The organism is Erwinia sp. L03-1, from assembly GCF_058686115.1.
On record NZ_CM178762.1, the window covers coordinates 4,394,281 to 4,410,588 of the forward strand.

Sequence of the window (16,308 nt, forward strand, 5' to 3'; positions counted from 1 at the left end):
GGTATTACGCGTGGTTATTTAGGGGATACTTTTAAGGGGTTTTGATCGTGAACATACGTGGGGAAAATGCGGTAAAAATGGCTTCAGGCCGTGGTAATTGCGGCGCGACGGGGAGTGCGCCGACCACGGGAAACCCGCTGGCGGCAGGGAGTGCGGCGACAGCGAGAAACCCGGTGACGGCAGCAGGTCTGGCGGCGGCGACTGACCCCGCCCCGCCCCGGCTGCATTTTTGCGATCTTACCGTAGGCCAGGTGTTTCACAGCGCTGAGTATTACGTCGGCGCAGATGAAATCATCGAATTTTCAAAAAAATACGATCCCCAACCCTTCCATATGGACGACGAGCTGGCGAGGGATTCTATTTTTAATGGCCTGGCCGCCAGCGGATGGCATACCGTGGGAATTACCATGAATCTGCTGGTAAAAAGTCTGCCGCTGGCGAACGGCATTATCGGGACCGGGGTGGAAAAAATTAGCTGGCCAAGGCCGACGCGGCCCGGCGATATTTTGCGTATTAAAGCTAAAATCACCGAGATTGCGCCCTGTCCGCTGCGGCTGGACAGGGCACGAGTGAAAATTCACATCTGCACCTTCGGGCAGGACAACCGGCTGCGTCAGGATCTGATGGGGAACCTGCTGATCCTGAAATAGCCCATCGGCCGCAGAGACGCGGCGGGTTAATCTCAGCAATATCAGCCCGCGCGATCGTCAGCGAAGCTACTCGTCTGCGGTCGCGTATTTGATGACCTGCGTGTTCTGCCAGTCCGTTCGGTTAAACCACAGGATGGTCATCACCGCCATAAACAGGTTGGTGAGCGGAAAGGCCCACCACAGCCCGGCAATACCCAGCGCGGTATTGTGCGACAGTACCCACGCCAGCGGGATTTGAACCAGCCACTGCGAAATCATTGCCAGCGTCATGGTGGTCATGGTGCGCCCTGCCGCCCGGAAGGTGCCGCAGAGCGCCATTTGCAGGCCAATCAACCCGTAGCTGGGGGCAATCGTATGCAGGAACTGCGAGCCATAATGGATGATGCTCTGCTGACCGGGCGTAAAGAACGCGATAAGAGAGGGCGCAAAGACAAACGCCAGCAGGCCGACGGCGCTTAGTCCGCAAAACGAAATGATCGCGCTCAGGCGTCCGATGGCGCGCGCGCGCTCAAACTGCCCGGCCCCGATGTTCTGCCCAACCAGCGCAGAGGTGGCTATCGACATGCCAATCGCCGGGACGATAACCAGCGCATTAATATTGTTTACCACCCCGTAGGACGCGGTCACCACCGTGCCCAGCAGCGTCACCATAAACATCATCACGTTGGCGCTCAGCGCATAGGTCACCAGCTCAATGGATGACGGCAGCCCGAGGCGAAATGCGCGGCTGATGGTTTCCAGCCGGGGCTTCATCGCCCGCAGGTGAATGGTGATCCCCACCCGGCCATAGCGCGCAAAGAGCAGCCCTACCCCCATCGCAAGGCACTGGTTGATCAGCGTGGCGATGCCCGCGCCGGTCACGCCAAAGGCGGGGATAATGCCCCAGCCAAAAATAAACAGCGGCGCGATAATCGCATTAAGGATCAGCGTGCCGAGCGTGATTAACAGCGGGATACGCACTTCGCCTGCTCCGCGCATCAGTGATTGCAGCATTGAAAAACCAAAGGTAAAGACCAGACCACCCAGGGTAATGCGCAAAAAACTGAGCGCTGCGGCCATCACATCCGCCTCGGTGCCCAGCCGGTGCAGGATCCACGGGGCCAGCAGCTCGCCCGCCAGCGAGACGGGAAGCGCAAACAGCCACGCCAGCAGCAGCACCTGAGCGGCGATCTCATCGGCGAGACGTTGCAGACCGGCACCGATGCACTGGGCCACCAGCGTCGATCCGGCCACGCTCAGGCCAATTCCCATCGCAAAAGCCAGAAAGAAGATCGGCTGACTGACCGAGATCGCCGCCACGGCCTTATCGCCCAGCCGCCCGACCCAGAACGCGTCCACCGTGATATACCCGGACTGTAAAAGATTAGATAAAATAACCGGTATGGCGATTTTCAGCAGGGAGCGCAGTATCGATCCTTCCAGCAGAGTATTCGGTGCATTGTCAGTAACGGCGGAAGCCAAGAGTCAATTCCTTAACCTGTAATAGTAGCGAATCGCCCCGCACGGTGGCGAGCGGAGCAGCAGTAAACCTCATGAATATTGAAGTATTTCTGATAAATTGCCACTACTGAATGCGTTATTGATCCTAAATGCATTTATGAGGGCGCTGTCGCATTAGCCCAGATAGCGTCGGCATGTGCCCCCTTCGATATCTGCTGCACGAAAACTTGCACAAGATCATAAAGAGGTCGATTGGTTATCGCTTCCGATTGCACACGGCGAACTTTCCTACAACAATAGTCATGACTAAATGTTACCGGTAACAAACAGGCCGGGGCATTATGCTTTTTCCTTAGGGGAGCCGGGCAATGAACCTTCTTAACAGCACGCTAAACCGCGTTACCCAGCGTATTATCAAACGCTCTGCCGCCACCCGCAGCCGCTACCTCGCCCGTATAGACGCTGCGCGCGACCATACCGTTCACCGATCCATGCTCACCTGCGGCAATCTGGCCCACGGGTTTGCGGCCTGCCAGCCGGATGATAAGGCGGCCCTGAAGAATTTGGTTCGCAGCGATATCGCCATCATTACCGCCTACAACGATATGCTGTCTGCCCACCAGCCCTACGAACACTATCCTGAGAAAATCCGGCGTGCGCTGCGCGAGGTGGGTGCGGTTGGCCAGGTCGCTGGCGGCGTACCGGCGATGTGCGACGGCGTGACCCAGGGCCAGGACGGGATGGAGCTGTCGCTGATGAGCCGCGATATCATCGCGATGTCCGCCGCGGTAGGCCTCTCTCATAATATGTTCGACGGGGCGCTGTTCCTGGGTATCTGCGACAAAATTGTTCCCGGCCTGGTGATGGCCGCACTCTCCTTCGGCCATCTTCCGGCGGTGTTCATACCCTCTGGCCCAATGAACAGCGGCCTGCCCAATAAAGAGAAAGTCCGCATTCGCCAGCTCTATGCGGAGGGTAAGGTCGACCGCCGCGCGCTGCTTGACGCCGAAGCGGCATCCTATCATGGTATCGGGACCTGTACCTTTTATGGCACCGCCAACTCCAACCAGATGGTGATGGAGATGATGGGCCTGCATCTGCCCGGTGCCTCTTTTGTGCATCCTGATACGCCACTGCGCGAGGCGCTGACCGATGCCGCTGCCCGCCAGGTTACCCGTCTGACCAGCAGTGCGGGCAGCTATATGCCCGTTGGCAGGCTGGTGGATGAGAAAGTCATCGTTAACGGCATTGTTGGTTTGCTGGCAACCGGCGGCTCGACAAATCTGACCATGCATCTGGTTGCCATGGCGCAGGCCGCAGGCATACTGATTAACTGGGACGACTTCTCCGAGCTGTCAGAAGCGGTGCCATTGCTGTGTCGGATTTACCCTAACGGCCCGGCGGATATTAACCAGTTCCACGCGGCGGGTGGCGTCGCGCTGGTTGTTCGCGAGCTGCTCGACCACGGGCTGCTGCATAACGAGGTCAATACCGTGGCCGGTTACGGTCTTGAACGCTATACCCAGGAGCCATGGCTCGAGAAGGGTCAGCTGGCATGGCGCGACGGTCCGACGGCATCGCTGGACGATAAGGTGATTGCCCGCGTGGCAGCGCCGTTTGAACAGCACGGCGGGACAAAGGTGATGTCGGGGAATCTGGGCCGCGCGGTGATGAAAACCTCCGCCGTCCCGGCAGACCATCAGCTGATTGAAGCTCCCGCCGTGGTGTTTAACAGTCAGCACGATATCCAGCCCGCGTTCGAGGCGGGCGAGCTGAATAAGGACTGCGTGGTAGTGGTGCGCTTTCAGGGTCCGCAGGCCAACGGTATGCCGGAGCTGCACAAGCTGATGCCACCGCTGGGCGTGCTGCTGGATCGCGGATTTAGCGTGGCGCTGGTGACCGATGGACGTCTTTCCGGCGCATCGGGTAAGGTACCTTCCGCCATTCACGTTACGCCGGAAGCCTGTAGTGGCGGTATGCTGGCGAAAGTGCGCAATGGCGATCGCATCCGGGTGGATGGCCGCACGGGCGAGTTAACGCTGCTGGTGAGTGGCGCGGAGCTGGCCGCGCGTGAAGCTGACCAACCCGACCTCAGCGCAGAACATATTGGCTGTGGCCGCGAGCTGTTTGGCGCGCTGCGCAGCCAGCTTTCCGGGGCCGAACAGGGCGCCTGCTGCATCAAATTTTAAGGGAACCATCAGATGAAAAACTGGAAAACGAGTGCTGAAACCATCCTGACCGCCGGTCCGGTCGTACCGGTGATAGTCCTGAATAAGCTGGAGCATGCGGTGCCGATGGCCCGGGCGCTGGTCGCGGGCGGCGTGCGCGTGCTGGAGGTGACCCTGCGCACCTCATGCGCCCTGGAGGCGATTCGCGCCATCGCCCACGAGGTGCCTGAGGCGATCGTGGGGGCCGGAACCGTGATCAATCCGCAGCAGCTACGCCAGGTGACGGAGGCGGGCGCGCAGTTCGCCATCAGTCCCGGCCTGACCCCGGCGCTGCTTGACGCCGCCTGTGCCGGTTCGATCCCCCTGATCCCGGGGATCAGCACCGTTTCAGAGCTGATGCTGGGCATGGATTATGGCCTGCGTGAGTTTAAGTTTTTCCCGGCCGAGGCTAACGGCGGCGTTAAGGCGCTCCAGGCCATCGCCGGCCCCTTCCCGCAGGTGCGCTTCTGCCCCACCGGGGGGATCTCTCCCGCCAACTACCGCGACTATCTGGCGCTGAAAAGCGTGCTCTGCATCGGCGGATCCTGGCTGGTGCCCGCCAGCGCCCTGGAGTCGGGCGATTACGCGCGGATTACCACGCTGGCGCGTGAGGCGGTTGGCGCAGCGTAGCGCTGACAGAAGCGCTGCCGACGGCGATAGGCGTAGACATCCTCAATGTGGCCTTCGCGGATGCGCTGCTGTACGCCCCGCCACCAGGACGCGCTAAACAGATCGCCGTGCATCTCATCAAACAGCGCGGCGATGGCGGGATCGGCGCAGAGATAGTGACGAAACTCCTCCGGGAAAATATCCTCCGGCGACACGCTATACCAGGGCTCGTGACTCAGCTCATCTTCCGGGTAGCGGGCCGCCGGAATATCGCGGAAGTTCACCTCCGTCATCGTGCTGATCTCGTCGTAATCATAAAACACCACCCGGCCATGGCGGGTGACGCCAAAGTTCTTATACAGCAGGTCGCCAGGAAAAATATTGGCCGCCGCCAGCTGCCTGACCGCATTCCCATACTCCTCAATGGCATCGCGCCGCTGCTGCCCGCTGGCCTGCTCCAGCCAGAGGTTAAGCGGCGTCATCCGTCGTTCCAGATAAAGGTGGCTGATAATCAGTCTGTCGCCGTCAATGCGTAGCTTCCCGGCGATCGCCTGCATTTCAGCCAGCAGCTCATCGCTTATTCGCGCGCGTTCGATGGCGAAATGTTCAAATTCCTGCGTGTCGGCCATCCTGCCTACCCGATCGTGCTCCTTCACCAGCTGGTAGCACTGCCGCACCCGCTCCGGGGTCACCTCCTTCTGTGGGGCAAACCGATCCTTAATCACTTTGAACACCCGATCGTAACCCGGCAGGGTAAATACCAGCATCACCAGCCCTCTGACGCCAGGCGCAATCGCAAATTTATCCTGGGTGGTGGCGATCGCAGTGAGATATTCGCGATAGCACTCCGTTTTGCCATGCTTCTGACAGCCGATGGCCATATACAGCTCGGCGGTGGTTTTTTCCGGCAGGATCTCCCGCAGCCACGCCACCAGCGCCGCAGGCAGCGGGGCATAGACCATAAAGTAGGCGCGGGCGAAGCCAAAGACGATGCTCGCTTCACGTTTGCGGGTCAGGCAGGTATCAATCAGCAGCTCCCCCGCCTCGCTGCGATGCAGCGGCAGGAGGAAGGCGTACACGCCGGAGGGCAGATGCAGTTTACCTACCAGCCAGGCGGCTTTGTTACGGTAAAAAAGCTCCTGAAAAACCTGCAACCGCCCTGACGCCAGCTCCTGCGCCGGGAAATTTTCATGCAGATGCGCGACGACATAAGCAATGTCCCGCGCCCTGTCCTGCCAGGGCAGACGCAGGGGCAGCTCGCTCAGCACGCCTTCCAGCAGCGACGTCCAGCCGTTTTCAGCGGAAAATTCTTTTGCCAGCGGACGCGGAATAGCGCGGAAGCGCCCCTCCGGCTGGGAACTGAAGATAAACAGCCGCTCGGGCGTCAGCAGCTGATGGCCATACAGGCGGCAGTAAACCGAGTTGAAGAAGCTTTCGGCGATCTCAAAACGCGGGTAGTCGGCCAGCATATCGGTGTACAGCGCCTTAACCCGCAGCAGAAAATCACCGTCAAAGGCCTGCTGGCCGGTAATGCAGCGTAATTGTTCCACCACCAGCCCAACGTGGCGATCGTAAAGATGAATACGCGCTTTCATTGCCGCCTGAACGGCCACCCAGTCAGCCTGCTCGAAACGGTGCTGAGCGCCCGCCGTGATATCCAGGAAGCGTCCATACTGCGCATCGAATCCCTGAAGAATGGTTTGAGCGACCAGCGTTTCCAGGTGTGCCATAGCTCCCCCTCTACCCTGTCTGGCCGGCTGCTTTGGGTCAGCCGGCCATGCGCGATTACGTTTGTAATCCGTCATGCCTGCGGGCGCTGGGATATCAGGCGCGGATATGCCTGAGCGCCCCGCTGTCTCCGTCAGAACTGCTGCTCTTCGGTTGAGCCAGTCAGCGCGGTCACGGAGGAGACGCCCCCCTGAATAATGGTGGTGACGCTGTCGAAGTAGCCGGTGCCCACCTCCTGCTGGTGCGAGGAGAAACTGTAGCCCTGCTCGCGCGCGGAAAATTCCGGCTGCTGCACTTTTTCAACGTAGTGGCGCATCCCCTCGCCCTGCGCGTAAGCCTGCGCCAGGTCGAACATGTTGAACCACATGCTGTGGATGCCTGCCAGGGTAATAAACTGGAAGCGATAGCCCATCTCCGCCAGCGACTGCTGAAAATGCGCGATGGTGCTGTCATCAAGATTTTTCTTCCAGTTAAACGAGGGCGAACAGTTATAAGCCAGCAGTTTTCCGGGGAAGCGCGCATGGATGGCCTCTGCAAAGCGCTTCGCCGCCGCCAGGTCGGGCGTGGAGGTTTCGCACCACAGCACGTCAGCATAGGGCGCGTAGGCCAGCCCGCGGCTGATCGCCTGATCCACCCCGGCCCGCGTACGGAAGAACCCTTCCGGCGTGCGCTCGCCGGTAATAAATTCGCCGTCGTACGGGTCACAGTCGGAGGTGATCAGGTCGGCGGCATCGGCATCGGTACGCGCTATCAGCACCGTCGGCACGCCCATCACGTCGGCTGCCAGCCTGGCCGCCACCAGCTTCTGGATCGCTTCCTGGGTAGGCACTAATACTTTACCGCCCATATGGCCGCACTTCTTCGCGGAGGCGAGCTGATCTTCAAAATGGACGCCGCCGGCACCGGCCTGGATCATCGCTTTCATCAGCTCAAACGCGTTGAGCACGCCGCCAAATCCCGCCTCGGCGTCGGCCACGATGGGCAGGTAGTAATCGACGTAGCGCGGATCCTCCGGCGCTATTTCGCTGGCCCACTGGATCTGGTCGGCGCGCTGAAAGGTATTATTGATTCGTTCGACCACGTTCGGCACCGAGTTGGCCGGGTAGAGGGACTGGTCGGGATACATGCTGCCAGCGAGGTTAGCATCTGCTGCCACCTGCCACCCGGAGAGATAGATCGCTTCAATGCCCGCTTTCGCCTGCTGGAGCGCCTGCCCGCCGGTGAGCGCGCCCAGGCTGTTGATGTAGCCCTTCTTTGCGCCGCCGTTCAGCAGCGACCAGAGCTTTTCCGCGCCAAGCTGCGCCAGCGTACAGGCCGGGACGATCGATCCCCGCAGTTTTACCACTTCCTCTGCGCTGTAGGGGCGGGTAATGCCCTTCCAGCGTGCGGTTTGCCAGTTCTGTTCTATCTGTTCAGTCTGTTGGGTGCGAGAAGTCATAGCGGGTGCCTCTTTTTGATTAACGTGGGAGATCAGTGAAGTAAGCGATAACCCGGCAGCGTCAGGAATTCGATCAACCCGGATTCCGTGGTTATGTGTTCCATCAGGTCGGCCGCTTCGCTAAAGCGCCCCTGGCAGTAGCGCTGGTCCCCCAGCTCGTCCTGAATGACGCGCATCTCTTCTGCCAGCATCTGGCGGAACAGCGCAGCGGTGACCACCTCGCCGCTTTGCAGCGTTTTGCCATGGCGGATCCACTGCCAGATTGAGGTACGGGAGATTTCAGCCGTCGCGGCATCTTCCATCAGGCCGTAAACCGGCACGCAGCCGTTACCCGAGATCCAGGCCTCGATGTATTGCACTGCCACGCGGATGTTGGCGCGCATCCCCGCTTCCGTGCGCTCACCGGCACAGGGTTCAAGAAGCTGTTCCGCGGTAATCGGGGGATCGTCCTCGCGCAGCACGTCGAGCTGGTTTTGCCTGTCACCCAGCGCGTCGCTGAAGAGCGTCATGACGGCGTCCGCCAGTCCCGGATGGGCAATCCAGGTGCCGTCATGTCCGTTAGCCGCCTCACGTGCTTTGTCAGCCCGCACGCGGTTGAGCACCCACTGATTACGCTCGGTATCTTTGCTGGGGATAAACGCCGCCATGCCGCCCATCGCAAAAGCGCCGCGTCGGTGGCAGGTTTTAATCAGCAGGCGGGAGTAGGCATCAAGAAAGCCTTTATCCATCGTGACCAGCTGGCGATCGGGCAGGACGCGATCCGGGTGGTTTTTCAGGGTTTTGATGTAGCTGAAGATATAGTCCCAGCGGCCGCAGTTGAGACCGACGATATGATCGCGAAGATGAAACAGGATTTCATCCATCTGAAATACGGCGGGCAGCGTTTCAATCAGCAGCGTGACCCTGATGGTGCCGCGCGGCAGGCTGAAACGATCTTCAGCGTAGCTAAAGACGCGATGCCACCATGCGGCCTCCTGCCAGCTCTGGGTTTTTGGCAGGTAGAAGTAGGGGCCGCTGCCTTTCGCCAGCAGGGCCTCGACGTTATGGAAGAAGTAGAGCGCAAAGTCGAACAGGCTGGCGGGGATCGGCTCGCCCTGCCAGGTGACGTGCTTTTCCGGCAGGTGCAGGCCACGGACGCGGCATACCAGCACCGCAGGGTCGGGCTTGAGCTGATAGATTTTGCCCGCCTCGTTGCTGTAGCTGATGGTGCCGTTGACTGCATCACGCAGATTGATTTGTCCCTCTATCACTTTTTCCCAGCTGGGTGCCAGGGAGTCCTCAAAATCTGCCATAAAGACGTCAACGTTGGCGTTTAGCGCGTTGATAATCATTTTGCGTTCTACGGGCCCGGTAATTTCCACCCGGCGACGCTGAAGATCGGTCGGTATTGGGCGGATTTTCCAGTCGGCGTTTTTAATGGAATCCGTTTCCAAAAGAAAGCCTGGCAGCTCCCCGTCATCATAACGTGCCTGCGTTCGTTCTCTTTCTTCCAGTAACGCATTCCGCTGGGGGGTGAATTGCTCCACCAGCGCGCTAAGAAAGTCGATGGCCGCATCGGTAAGGATTTCCTTTTCGGCCCTGCCGAAGGGGCGCTGGAACGCCAGTTCCCGGCTGATAACCTGTTGTGTCATAGCTCCACTCCCGTCATCTAAGCTGTTTGCCTGCGTCCCGACGCGGGCCTGTTTTGCCGCTGTGTATTTATTGACCGGCTGTTCCAAATATAATCATTCGATTTCTAAAATCAAAAACTATTTCCATTTTTAATTGGTGATCGTTGTAACTTTATGATTTTGGGATTAATAAAGTTTATTTATGAAAGGAAGGTGTTTTCATATAAGGGGATCGCGGTCATGGGGGCGTCAGGGTCATTGCGTTCGGGCCGGGGATAAGTAGAAAAAAGCAAGGGAAAGGGCTCTGACGTTGGCCGGGTTGGCTGGTGCTGCAAAGGTCCGGGGAGCTGCAAAGTTCGGGGGTATCGCCTACGGGAGGGGCCCGGTGCCTGGCGGTCCTCGCGCCGCGCGTGGCGCGGTTCCTTCGCTCCGTTCGTCGACCTTTCGGACCGGGCATGACGGGACGTCCCTGTCCCGGCATGCCCTTGAGCCAGCATCCCTGCTGGCCCATCCGGGTCTTCCTCCCTGCGCTCTACGCTGCGGATTGCCTGTCACCGGGCCCCTCCCGCCGGCTCCTTTTACAATATGCTCGCTGTAGGTTGAAGCGGTTCAGGATATTCCTTGTGCATCGTGCTGGCTGTGGGTTGAAGCGGTTCAGGATATTCCTTTTGCATTGTGCTGGCTGTGGGTTGAAGTGGTTTAGGACATTCCTTTTGCAATATGCTGGCTGTAAGTTAAGCCATTGATAGTTAGATTCTTTGTTGTTTGATGTGGCTAAGCAGATTAGCCAAAAACAGTGGGTATGATCGAGGCAGCCCCTGACATGGGGGTAAACGGCGTTTAAAGCCCAGTTAAACGGAAACTTATGATAAGAACCTAGCCATATGATTTTTAGTCCGTAAAGTCGTGGCATTGTCAGTCAGATTTACGTTGATCTGATTAACGGATTTATCAACACAAGATGTGCCGAAAACTGCATGATTACTGGTATCAACGGAAAGAGTAAACAAAACTCTCGTTATCTTTACTCGCTCAACCTGCTCAAAAAATGCACTTAGCGTACGATCTCGCACGGTTGGGCTTTAAACCCGTACGACGTGGCGCTTAATGCTCTGAGAGTTCTTGAGCAGCTGGACTATGTTGTTATCCATCGCGATCGTGACACGGACTCGGGCCAGAACAAGCCGATGCGTATCTTTCTCACTGAAACCTTCTTTACCACCCGCGGCATGTCCGTAGAGAATATCCGTGAGTGGCTGCACAAATACCGACAGTGGGCGGTTGCTTCAGGTGTGGCCGAATCGAGGCGCGACAAATACGCCCGTCACCAGCTCAGGATGGCCCGTATGGGCATTAGTATCGACAGCCACCACTCTCTGAAGAACCGCCTTAAGCAGATAAAACGCTGGGTGGTTAATGCTGACCTGCGCGCAGAGAAACAGCGCGTTACCTCCGATATTGAGCGCGCGCTTGACCGACAAGCTGACAAGCTGAGCCCGCGCAAAGGCTCCGATCGTTATCAGAATGCCTGGCGTCGCTATACTGCCGGCGGCGAACTGACGATGGTTATGCAGATGAAACTGGAACAGGACCTAAGGGCTGAATTCCCGCAGCTGCAGGTGACTGATGCAGAAAAGTATTACCGCCTGCTGCTTGAGCGTGCCGGCGTACCGCTGTCCTGATCAACTCTGGTTCCTGACTTACCCTTCACATCCCCGCGATTTTCGCGCATCTTATGCTGGCACTTTCCGGTCTCCGGGTGCCCGGCAGGATGACCCCTGCGCGCAATATGGACAAAACCCATCCCACAGCCCTCATCCGCAGTTAATTTTCTCTACTCGTGCAGCTAAATGCCCTGCCAGTTTTTCTTCAGTATCAGTTAACTTCGAAACCTGTATGTTACGACGCAATAGACAGCAGTTGACTTCGAAATCTATCCTTTTGAATCTGTTAATTTCGAACGTTACTTCTGAACAAAACATGCTTTCTAAAGAAAGAGTATTCGGAGCCCGCTACGCAGGGCATCCGGATAGCTCCCTTCGCTTCGTTCAGGGCAAACTATGCGGCTGCTACAGCGACAAAACCACACTCGTAAAAAGAAGAAGCAGCACCACGGACAAGCCGTGGCAGGAACTCATCTCATGTATCCAGCAGGGCGTCTGATAAAAGCAAAAAAAGGTATCTTCAGCTTCAGATAACCCTCAGCCCTACTGAAAAGCCTCGCCGCTCCGGGCCATAGGCCCGGAAAAGAGTGGCTTTATAATGCGTCCTGTAACTAAACATCGATATCGCTTCAGGAGTAATGCTTGGGCTACTGATTACACTCACGTAAGCGCTAGAGGCGCTAACGCGGAAATACGCCCGGTCTGCGACCGGATCACTCCGACAGCGCAGATTAAGCTTCTTCATCGCTGGTAGCTGGTCTGGTTTAGCAGGGCTGGAGGTAGGATTGGTGATATCTATCAATGCAGGCCAGCTGACGCCGCGTCACCGGCACCAGCTGGCGACTGCGTTATTTTCAGCTCCTGCTGGCGCCTTCATGCGCTAACGCGCATCAGAAAAGATGCGTCAGGGTTCAACTTTTCAGGTCCGGTGGTATATTAGAAAAATTAATAAAATTCGCAGGATATGGCCATGAACAATTTATTCATGAAACTTGATAACGTTTCCGGTGAGTCCAGAGATGCCGGTCATTCAGGCTGGACGGATATTCAGTCATGTCACTGGGGCGTGAGCCGGAGCGAAGCCGGTAACAAGGGTGCTAACCACCAGAACCTTATGGTTCACGCCGCCGTTGATAAATCCACGCCAACGATTTTCTTATACGGCTCAAACGGCAATAAGATCAGAAAAGTCGAGATTTCCGCCTGCAAGGCGGGCGGTACTCAGGTGGAATATTATCGCATCACGCTGGAGAACGTCTTTGTAGCCGGGGTTATGCTGACGGACTGCGGAGAAACTTCAGTTGTACAATATGAATTTCAGGCGGACGCCGTAAAAATCCAGTACTGGGAGCAGGGAACTGCGGGCGGGAAAGGCGCCGAAACACGCTCCGGTTGGGATATCAAAAATAACACATCATCATTCTGAGCACAGGGAGATTTTCAGATGGATACAGCGCTGTTATCAATGATGCGGTCGGGCGGAAGAAACCGGGCCTGGGCTGAAACCATGGTCAACCTGGAAGCCCGCAAGCTGGTCAGCCTGGCCAATCAGCTGGCCGGCATGCACCTTAGCGACGGGCTGACGCGCGTGAAGTTTGTGGAAGAGATCAAGAGCGTTATCGACCAGCAGTTTTCCACAACCCGCCGGGCAAAGACGGATGAAGAATGTGTGGCCTGCATCTCCGTTCTGAGGTCCGAACTGGAAAATCTGAAGGAGCAGGACCGGCAGCTGCGCATGAAGGCCGCCAGGCTGTATGCGAAGGTCGAGTTCGTCCGGGAAAACAATAAAATTGTGGGCTACGTCATTTCTGCTGTTAACGTGGTTCTGTCCGGCATCGAAATAGCTGCTGGTTTAACGCTTATCAGTTCTATGACGCCTTTGGGCGTTCTGGCCGGTGCCGTTCTGGTTACTGATGGTGCAAACGGGATAAGCAAAGAAATTGCGTACCAGGTAATGGATAACAAGAACTCGGAAGGGCTGGTTGCTGATGCTGCAATGTCCACGGCTGAATTCATGGGGTTCAGCCGTAACAGCGGACTGGGGATCTATAAATCAGTCTCGCTTGTGGCAAATGCATACAGCGTATTCGGTCTGTTCAGGCGCCCGGGAACCTGGCGCTTATTTCGATATCTGCCTGCAGATTATTACAGGAAGGTAAGTACGATGAGCCGTCCGAAACTCACGATGAAAATCGTCGGTTATGGCGTTAAAACCAAGGTCATAATTGACCTGTTATCGGTTAACGGCGCTGTTCAGTATTAATGAATAACTTGCGATAGCGCCATGACCTGTATGCAAGTTTTGCTGGCGCCAGGTACCATATAAATGGCAATACAATAGCAAGCGTGGCTGCAAGCGTGATGATGGTATCAATTGATGCCAGCATCATCGTGAGAGCGAGTACAGTAAAGGCAACGACAGTAATCCATTTTGAGGCGTTATAGCGGTTAGCAAGAGCATGGGTCACGGAATCCAGCGATCCGCCATAGTTAGCAATATTGTTTTTCAGTTTTTGCAAATCAGCGTGGCTGAATCCTGACTGCAAAAGCTGTTCTTCGGTAATTTTCATGTCAATCCTTTATGAAAATTGAATCATTGGTGTTAATTTTATCATGACGGTGGCCCAAGTCGGGCCCCGATGTTGTCCTGCCATTGGCTGCCGGGCAACAGGAATTTTCACTGAACGATAGTATAGTCCGGCGCCACATAAGCTTCGTTTGCTCGCATTGTAAAGTTACGATAACGCTGTTATGCATTGCAGGTAACCTAAAGAGCCCCTGCATGGCATATCCTGCCGTCCTCTGAGGGGAGTATTCCTGATGCTTAATATACTTGAACTGTTGTCTGACATTCTCATCTGGTGGCCGACGCGGGACAAAAAGCACACCCGCAGGATATCAGGTGATAAAAACGGAATTGCTACCCTTGAGTACAGGCCTCTCAGCAAAATTTCGGGAGAAAATCCTGTGGATCGTTCTCATCCCCTGAAAAAAGAGTCTGACGCTCAGTAGAGGGGTTTGAAGGCCAATGGAACGAAAACGTACGTTAGTGAAGTAAATGTCTGATATATCGAACATAATGGACTTATGAAAATGCCCTCAAAATGGTGTCTTTTTGATCGAAATATGGCATTTAACGGACAGTATTGTCTACTAATCGATTTTTCAGACGTTCATTTTTCGCTTACCGTACGTTTTCGTACGGCTGGCCCTCAAATCCCGCTCCCTGCAAAGCGGGTTTCAAGGCAGGGCGAGCCGTGCGCAGCCCTGCTTTTCGGTCCATCCTCAATGAAAAATCCGGACGGTCGAAGACGAAAGAAGCTCACAGCGATTTGTTGCGCAGGGTGTAAGGAGGATTACGGCGCTGCCGTTCCTGGTCAATTTCAAACAGCAGCGCTACGCCAGAAAACAAATCAGGCACAACATCCGTTTTTGTGCCGTAACGTTCGCTGTAAAGTCCTCCCCATCGACGAACAACCAGCCAGTCACCAAACAGGTCACTCATTAGCTCGGCCTCATACCAGCGGGTAGCGGACTCCCAGCGCCAGATCATCAATTAACCGACCGAATATCCGCCATCAACCGTAATGATCTGTCCAACGATTGAGCGGGCTGCATCCGAGGCTAGGAACAGCGCTGTAGCTGCAATCTCTCCCGTTGTGGCTATACGCCCTGTCGGCATTCTACTGAGGAATTCTGCTTTTGCGGCTGCATCACGACCAACAAAACGGTCAAACATATCAGTCTCTACGGGACCAGGTGCAATCGCATTAACCCTAACGCCTTTGGCTGCAACTTCAAGCGCTGCGGAGCGCGTCAGTCCATTAACCGCGTGTTTGCTGGCAGCGTATACACTTCCTCCTGGGATACCAACCAGCCCAGCTTGCGACGAAATATTGATCAAGCTGCCAGAACCCTGTTTGCTCATAACTGGCAACGTATGTTTCATTACAAGCTGTGTTCCCAGTACGTTAGCATCAAATACTCGGTGAAAGTCTTCAACGGTAGTCTGGTCGTGCGGTGCGGGCTGTCCCTCTGTTCCAGCGCTGTTAATCAGTACGTCAATCTTGCCGTACAGTTGGCGGGTTTTTTCTATCAAGGCTGCGACCTGGTCTTCAATCACAACGTCTGCGAGGACAAAATGACACTGGGGATTGAGGTTTCGTAATTCGTTTTGTAGTTCTTCACCACGTTTAGCTTTTCGACCAGAGAAGACAACGTTATAACCATTTTTTGCAAACTGGCGACAGCACTCTTCGCCAATACCTGAAAGGGCACCTGTAATAACCACTACTTTTGCTGACATCTTAAAATCCTCATGGTGGGTTGTAAGTGATCGTGAGTATATACTATGAGTCCATAGGGAGCGGAAAACTGGAGTATTACTATGAATAGCACCACGCACTACGAGAATGCGAATTTCCTGCGTGAACTGGCCGAAAGCCTGCCCCGTATTCTGCCGGAAGGTAGCGCGGACAAGGCCGCACTATTGCAACGCCTCGCTAATGAAGAACTGGCTCAGGCGGAATACGACGAACAGGTACGTGCAAAGGTCGCCGTAGCTCGCGCAGATAAACGGCCGGGAATAAATACCGCGCACCTGCGCCAGCAGCTACAGGCGCGTTATCAGGAATTGCGCGATGATCTATGAAATAGAATGGCGTCCTGGAGCAGTCGAGGATATTGCGGCATTGTTTGAATATCTGGCCGAGAATGCGTCTCTCTGGGATGCCAGGAACGTGACAGATCGCCTGATCGCTGCAACCGAGCGCCTGGCGGATTACCCTCGCCTGTACGAAACCGATGAACGCTATGGTGAAGGTGTTCGCCGTATTAGCTTACTTGGCCAGCATGTGCTTTACGAAGTGAATGATGAAGCCCGGCGCGTCAATATCCTGGCGGTTGTAGGTCAGCGTCAGAATCCCCGATTTGCTCTCTGAGTATCCGGCTAGGTGCTCAGGC

General features: G+C 56.0%; 15 protein-coding genes. 8 read left to right on the forward strand and 7 right to left on the reverse strand.

What is annotated here, in order from left to right:
* Positions 1-47 precede the first annotated feature (47 nt).
* Complete coding sequence (locus AC4PCC_RS20035) at positions 48-650, forward strand: MaoC/PaaZ C-terminal domain-containing protein (protein ID WP_492125689.1); 603 nt, start codon at positions 48-50, stop codon at positions 648-650.
* Positions 651-716: 66 nt separating this feature from the next.
* On the opposite strand, the gene AC4PCC_RS20040 is transcribed toward AC4PCC_RS20035, so the two are convergent.
* Entirely contained in the window at positions 717-2,111 is a 1,395-nt protein-coding gene (locus tag AC4PCC_RS20040) for an MATE family efflux transporter (protein WP_492125690.1), read from the reverse strand.
* 347 nt (positions 2,112-2,458) lie between these two features.
* Here AC4PCC_RS20040 and edd point away from each other — a divergent pair, with 347 nt between their 5' ends.
* Positions 2,459-4,279 (forward strand): phosphogluconate dehydratase, encoded by a 1,821-nt coding sequence (gene edd / locus AC4PCC_RS20045; RefSeq protein ID WP_492125691.1) that lies wholly within the window; start codon positions 2,459-2,461, stop codon positions 4,277-4,279.
* Between the two features lie 12 nt (positions 4,280-4,291).
* Positions 4,292-4,927 (forward strand): bifunctional 4-hydroxy-2-oxoglutarate aldolase/2-dehydro-3-deoxy-phosphogluconate aldolase, encoded by a 636-nt coding sequence (locus AC4PCC_RS20050; protein WP_492125692.1) that lies wholly within the window; start codon positions 4,292-4,294, stop codon positions 4,925-4,927.
* Here the strand turns inward: AC4PCC_RS20050 and aceK are convergent.
* The 3 genes from aceK to aceB all read right to left on the reverse strand — a co-directional run bounded on the left by aceK (position 4,879) and on the right by aceB (position 9,703).
* Positions 4,879-6,636 (reverse strand): bifunctional isocitrate dehydrogenase kinase/phosphatase, encoded by a 1,758-nt coding sequence (aceK, locus tag AC4PCC_RS20055; protein ID WP_492125693.1) that lies wholly within the window; start codon positions 6,634-6,636, stop codon positions 4,879-4,881. The two genes, AC4PCC_RS20050 and aceK, sit on opposite strands and share 49 nt — an antisense overlap.
* Before the next feature lie 131 nt (positions 6,637-6,767).
* Positions 6,768-8,072: an isocitrate lyase gene (gene aceA, locus AC4PCC_RS20060; RefSeq protein WP_492125694.1), complete on the reverse strand. Its 1,305-nt coding sequence runs from the start codon at positions 8,070-8,072 to the stop codon at positions 6,768-6,770.
* Between the two features lie 32 nt (positions 8,073-8,104).
* Positions 8,105-9,703: a malate synthase A gene (gene aceB, locus AC4PCC_RS20065; RefSeq protein WP_492125695.1), complete on the reverse strand. Its 1,599-nt coding sequence runs from the start codon at positions 9,701-9,703 to the stop codon at positions 8,105-8,107.
* Between the two features lie 1,076 nt (positions 9,704-10,779).
* On the opposite strand from aceB, the gene AC4PCC_RS20070 reads away from it, so the two are divergent.
* From AC4PCC_RS20070 to AC4PCC_RS20080, 3 genes are all read left to right on the forward strand, one after another.
* Positions 10,780-11,364 (forward strand): hypothetical protein, encoded by a 585-nt coding sequence (locus tag AC4PCC_RS20070; protein ID WP_492125696.1) that lies wholly within the window; start codon positions 10,780-10,782, stop codon positions 11,362-11,364.
* A 946-nt stretch (positions 11,365-12,310) separates the two neighbouring features.
* Positions 12,311-12,772, forward strand: a complete 462-nt coding sequence (locus AC4PCC_RS20075; RefSeq protein ID WP_492125697.1) for an Hcp family type VI secretion system effector — start codon at positions 12,311-12,313, stop codon at positions 12,770-12,772.
* A gap of 18 nt (positions 12,773-12,790) precedes the next feature.
* The gene (locus AC4PCC_RS20080) at positions 12,791-13,609 is read left to right on the forward strand and encodes a DUF4225 domain-containing protein (RefSeq protein ID WP_492125698.1); all 819 of its coding nucleotides are present in this window, start codon (positions 12,791-12,793) and stop codon (positions 13,607-13,609) included.
* Here AC4PCC_RS20080 and AC4PCC_RS20085 read toward each other — a convergent pair.
* From AC4PCC_RS20085 to AC4PCC_RS20095, 3 genes are all read right to left on the reverse strand, one after another.
* Positions 13,587-13,916 (reverse strand): hypothetical protein, encoded by a 330-nt coding sequence (locus tag AC4PCC_RS20085; protein ID WP_492125699.1) that lies wholly within the window; start codon positions 13,914-13,916, stop codon positions 13,587-13,589. The genes AC4PCC_RS20080 and AC4PCC_RS20085 overlap by 23 nt on opposite strands.
* A gap of 752 nt (positions 13,917-14,668) precedes the next feature.
* A complete protein-coding gene (locus AC4PCC_RS20090; protein WP_492125700.1) occupies positions 14,669-14,899 on the reverse strand; it encodes a hypothetical protein in 231 nt (76 codons plus the stop codon).
* Between the two features lie 3 nt (positions 14,900-14,902).
* Complete coding sequence (locus tag AC4PCC_RS20095; RefSeq protein WP_492125701.1) at positions 14,903-15,652, reverse strand: SDR family NAD(P)-dependent oxidoreductase; 750 nt, start codon at positions 15,650-15,652, stop codon at positions 14,903-14,905.
* Positions 15,653-15,733: 81 nt separating this feature from the next.
* Between AC4PCC_RS20095 and AC4PCC_RS20100 the strand changes: the two genes are divergently transcribed.
* Both AC4PCC_RS20100 and AC4PCC_RS20105 read left to right on the forward strand, forming a co-directional pair.
* On the forward strand, positions 15,734-15,997 hold the full coding sequence (locus AC4PCC_RS20100; protein ID WP_492125702.1) for a plasmid stabilization protein: 264 nt from the start codon (positions 15,734-15,736) through the stop codon (positions 15,995-15,997).
* Positions 15,987-16,286, forward strand: coding sequence for a type II toxin-antitoxin system RelE/ParE family toxin (locus tag AC4PCC_RS20105; protein WP_492125703.1), 300 nt, complete (start codon positions 15,987-15,989; stop codon positions 16,284-16,286). The genes AC4PCC_RS20100 and AC4PCC_RS20105 overlap by 11 nt, the downstream gene beginning before the upstream one ends.
* Positions 16,287-16,308 lie beyond the last annotated feature (22 nt).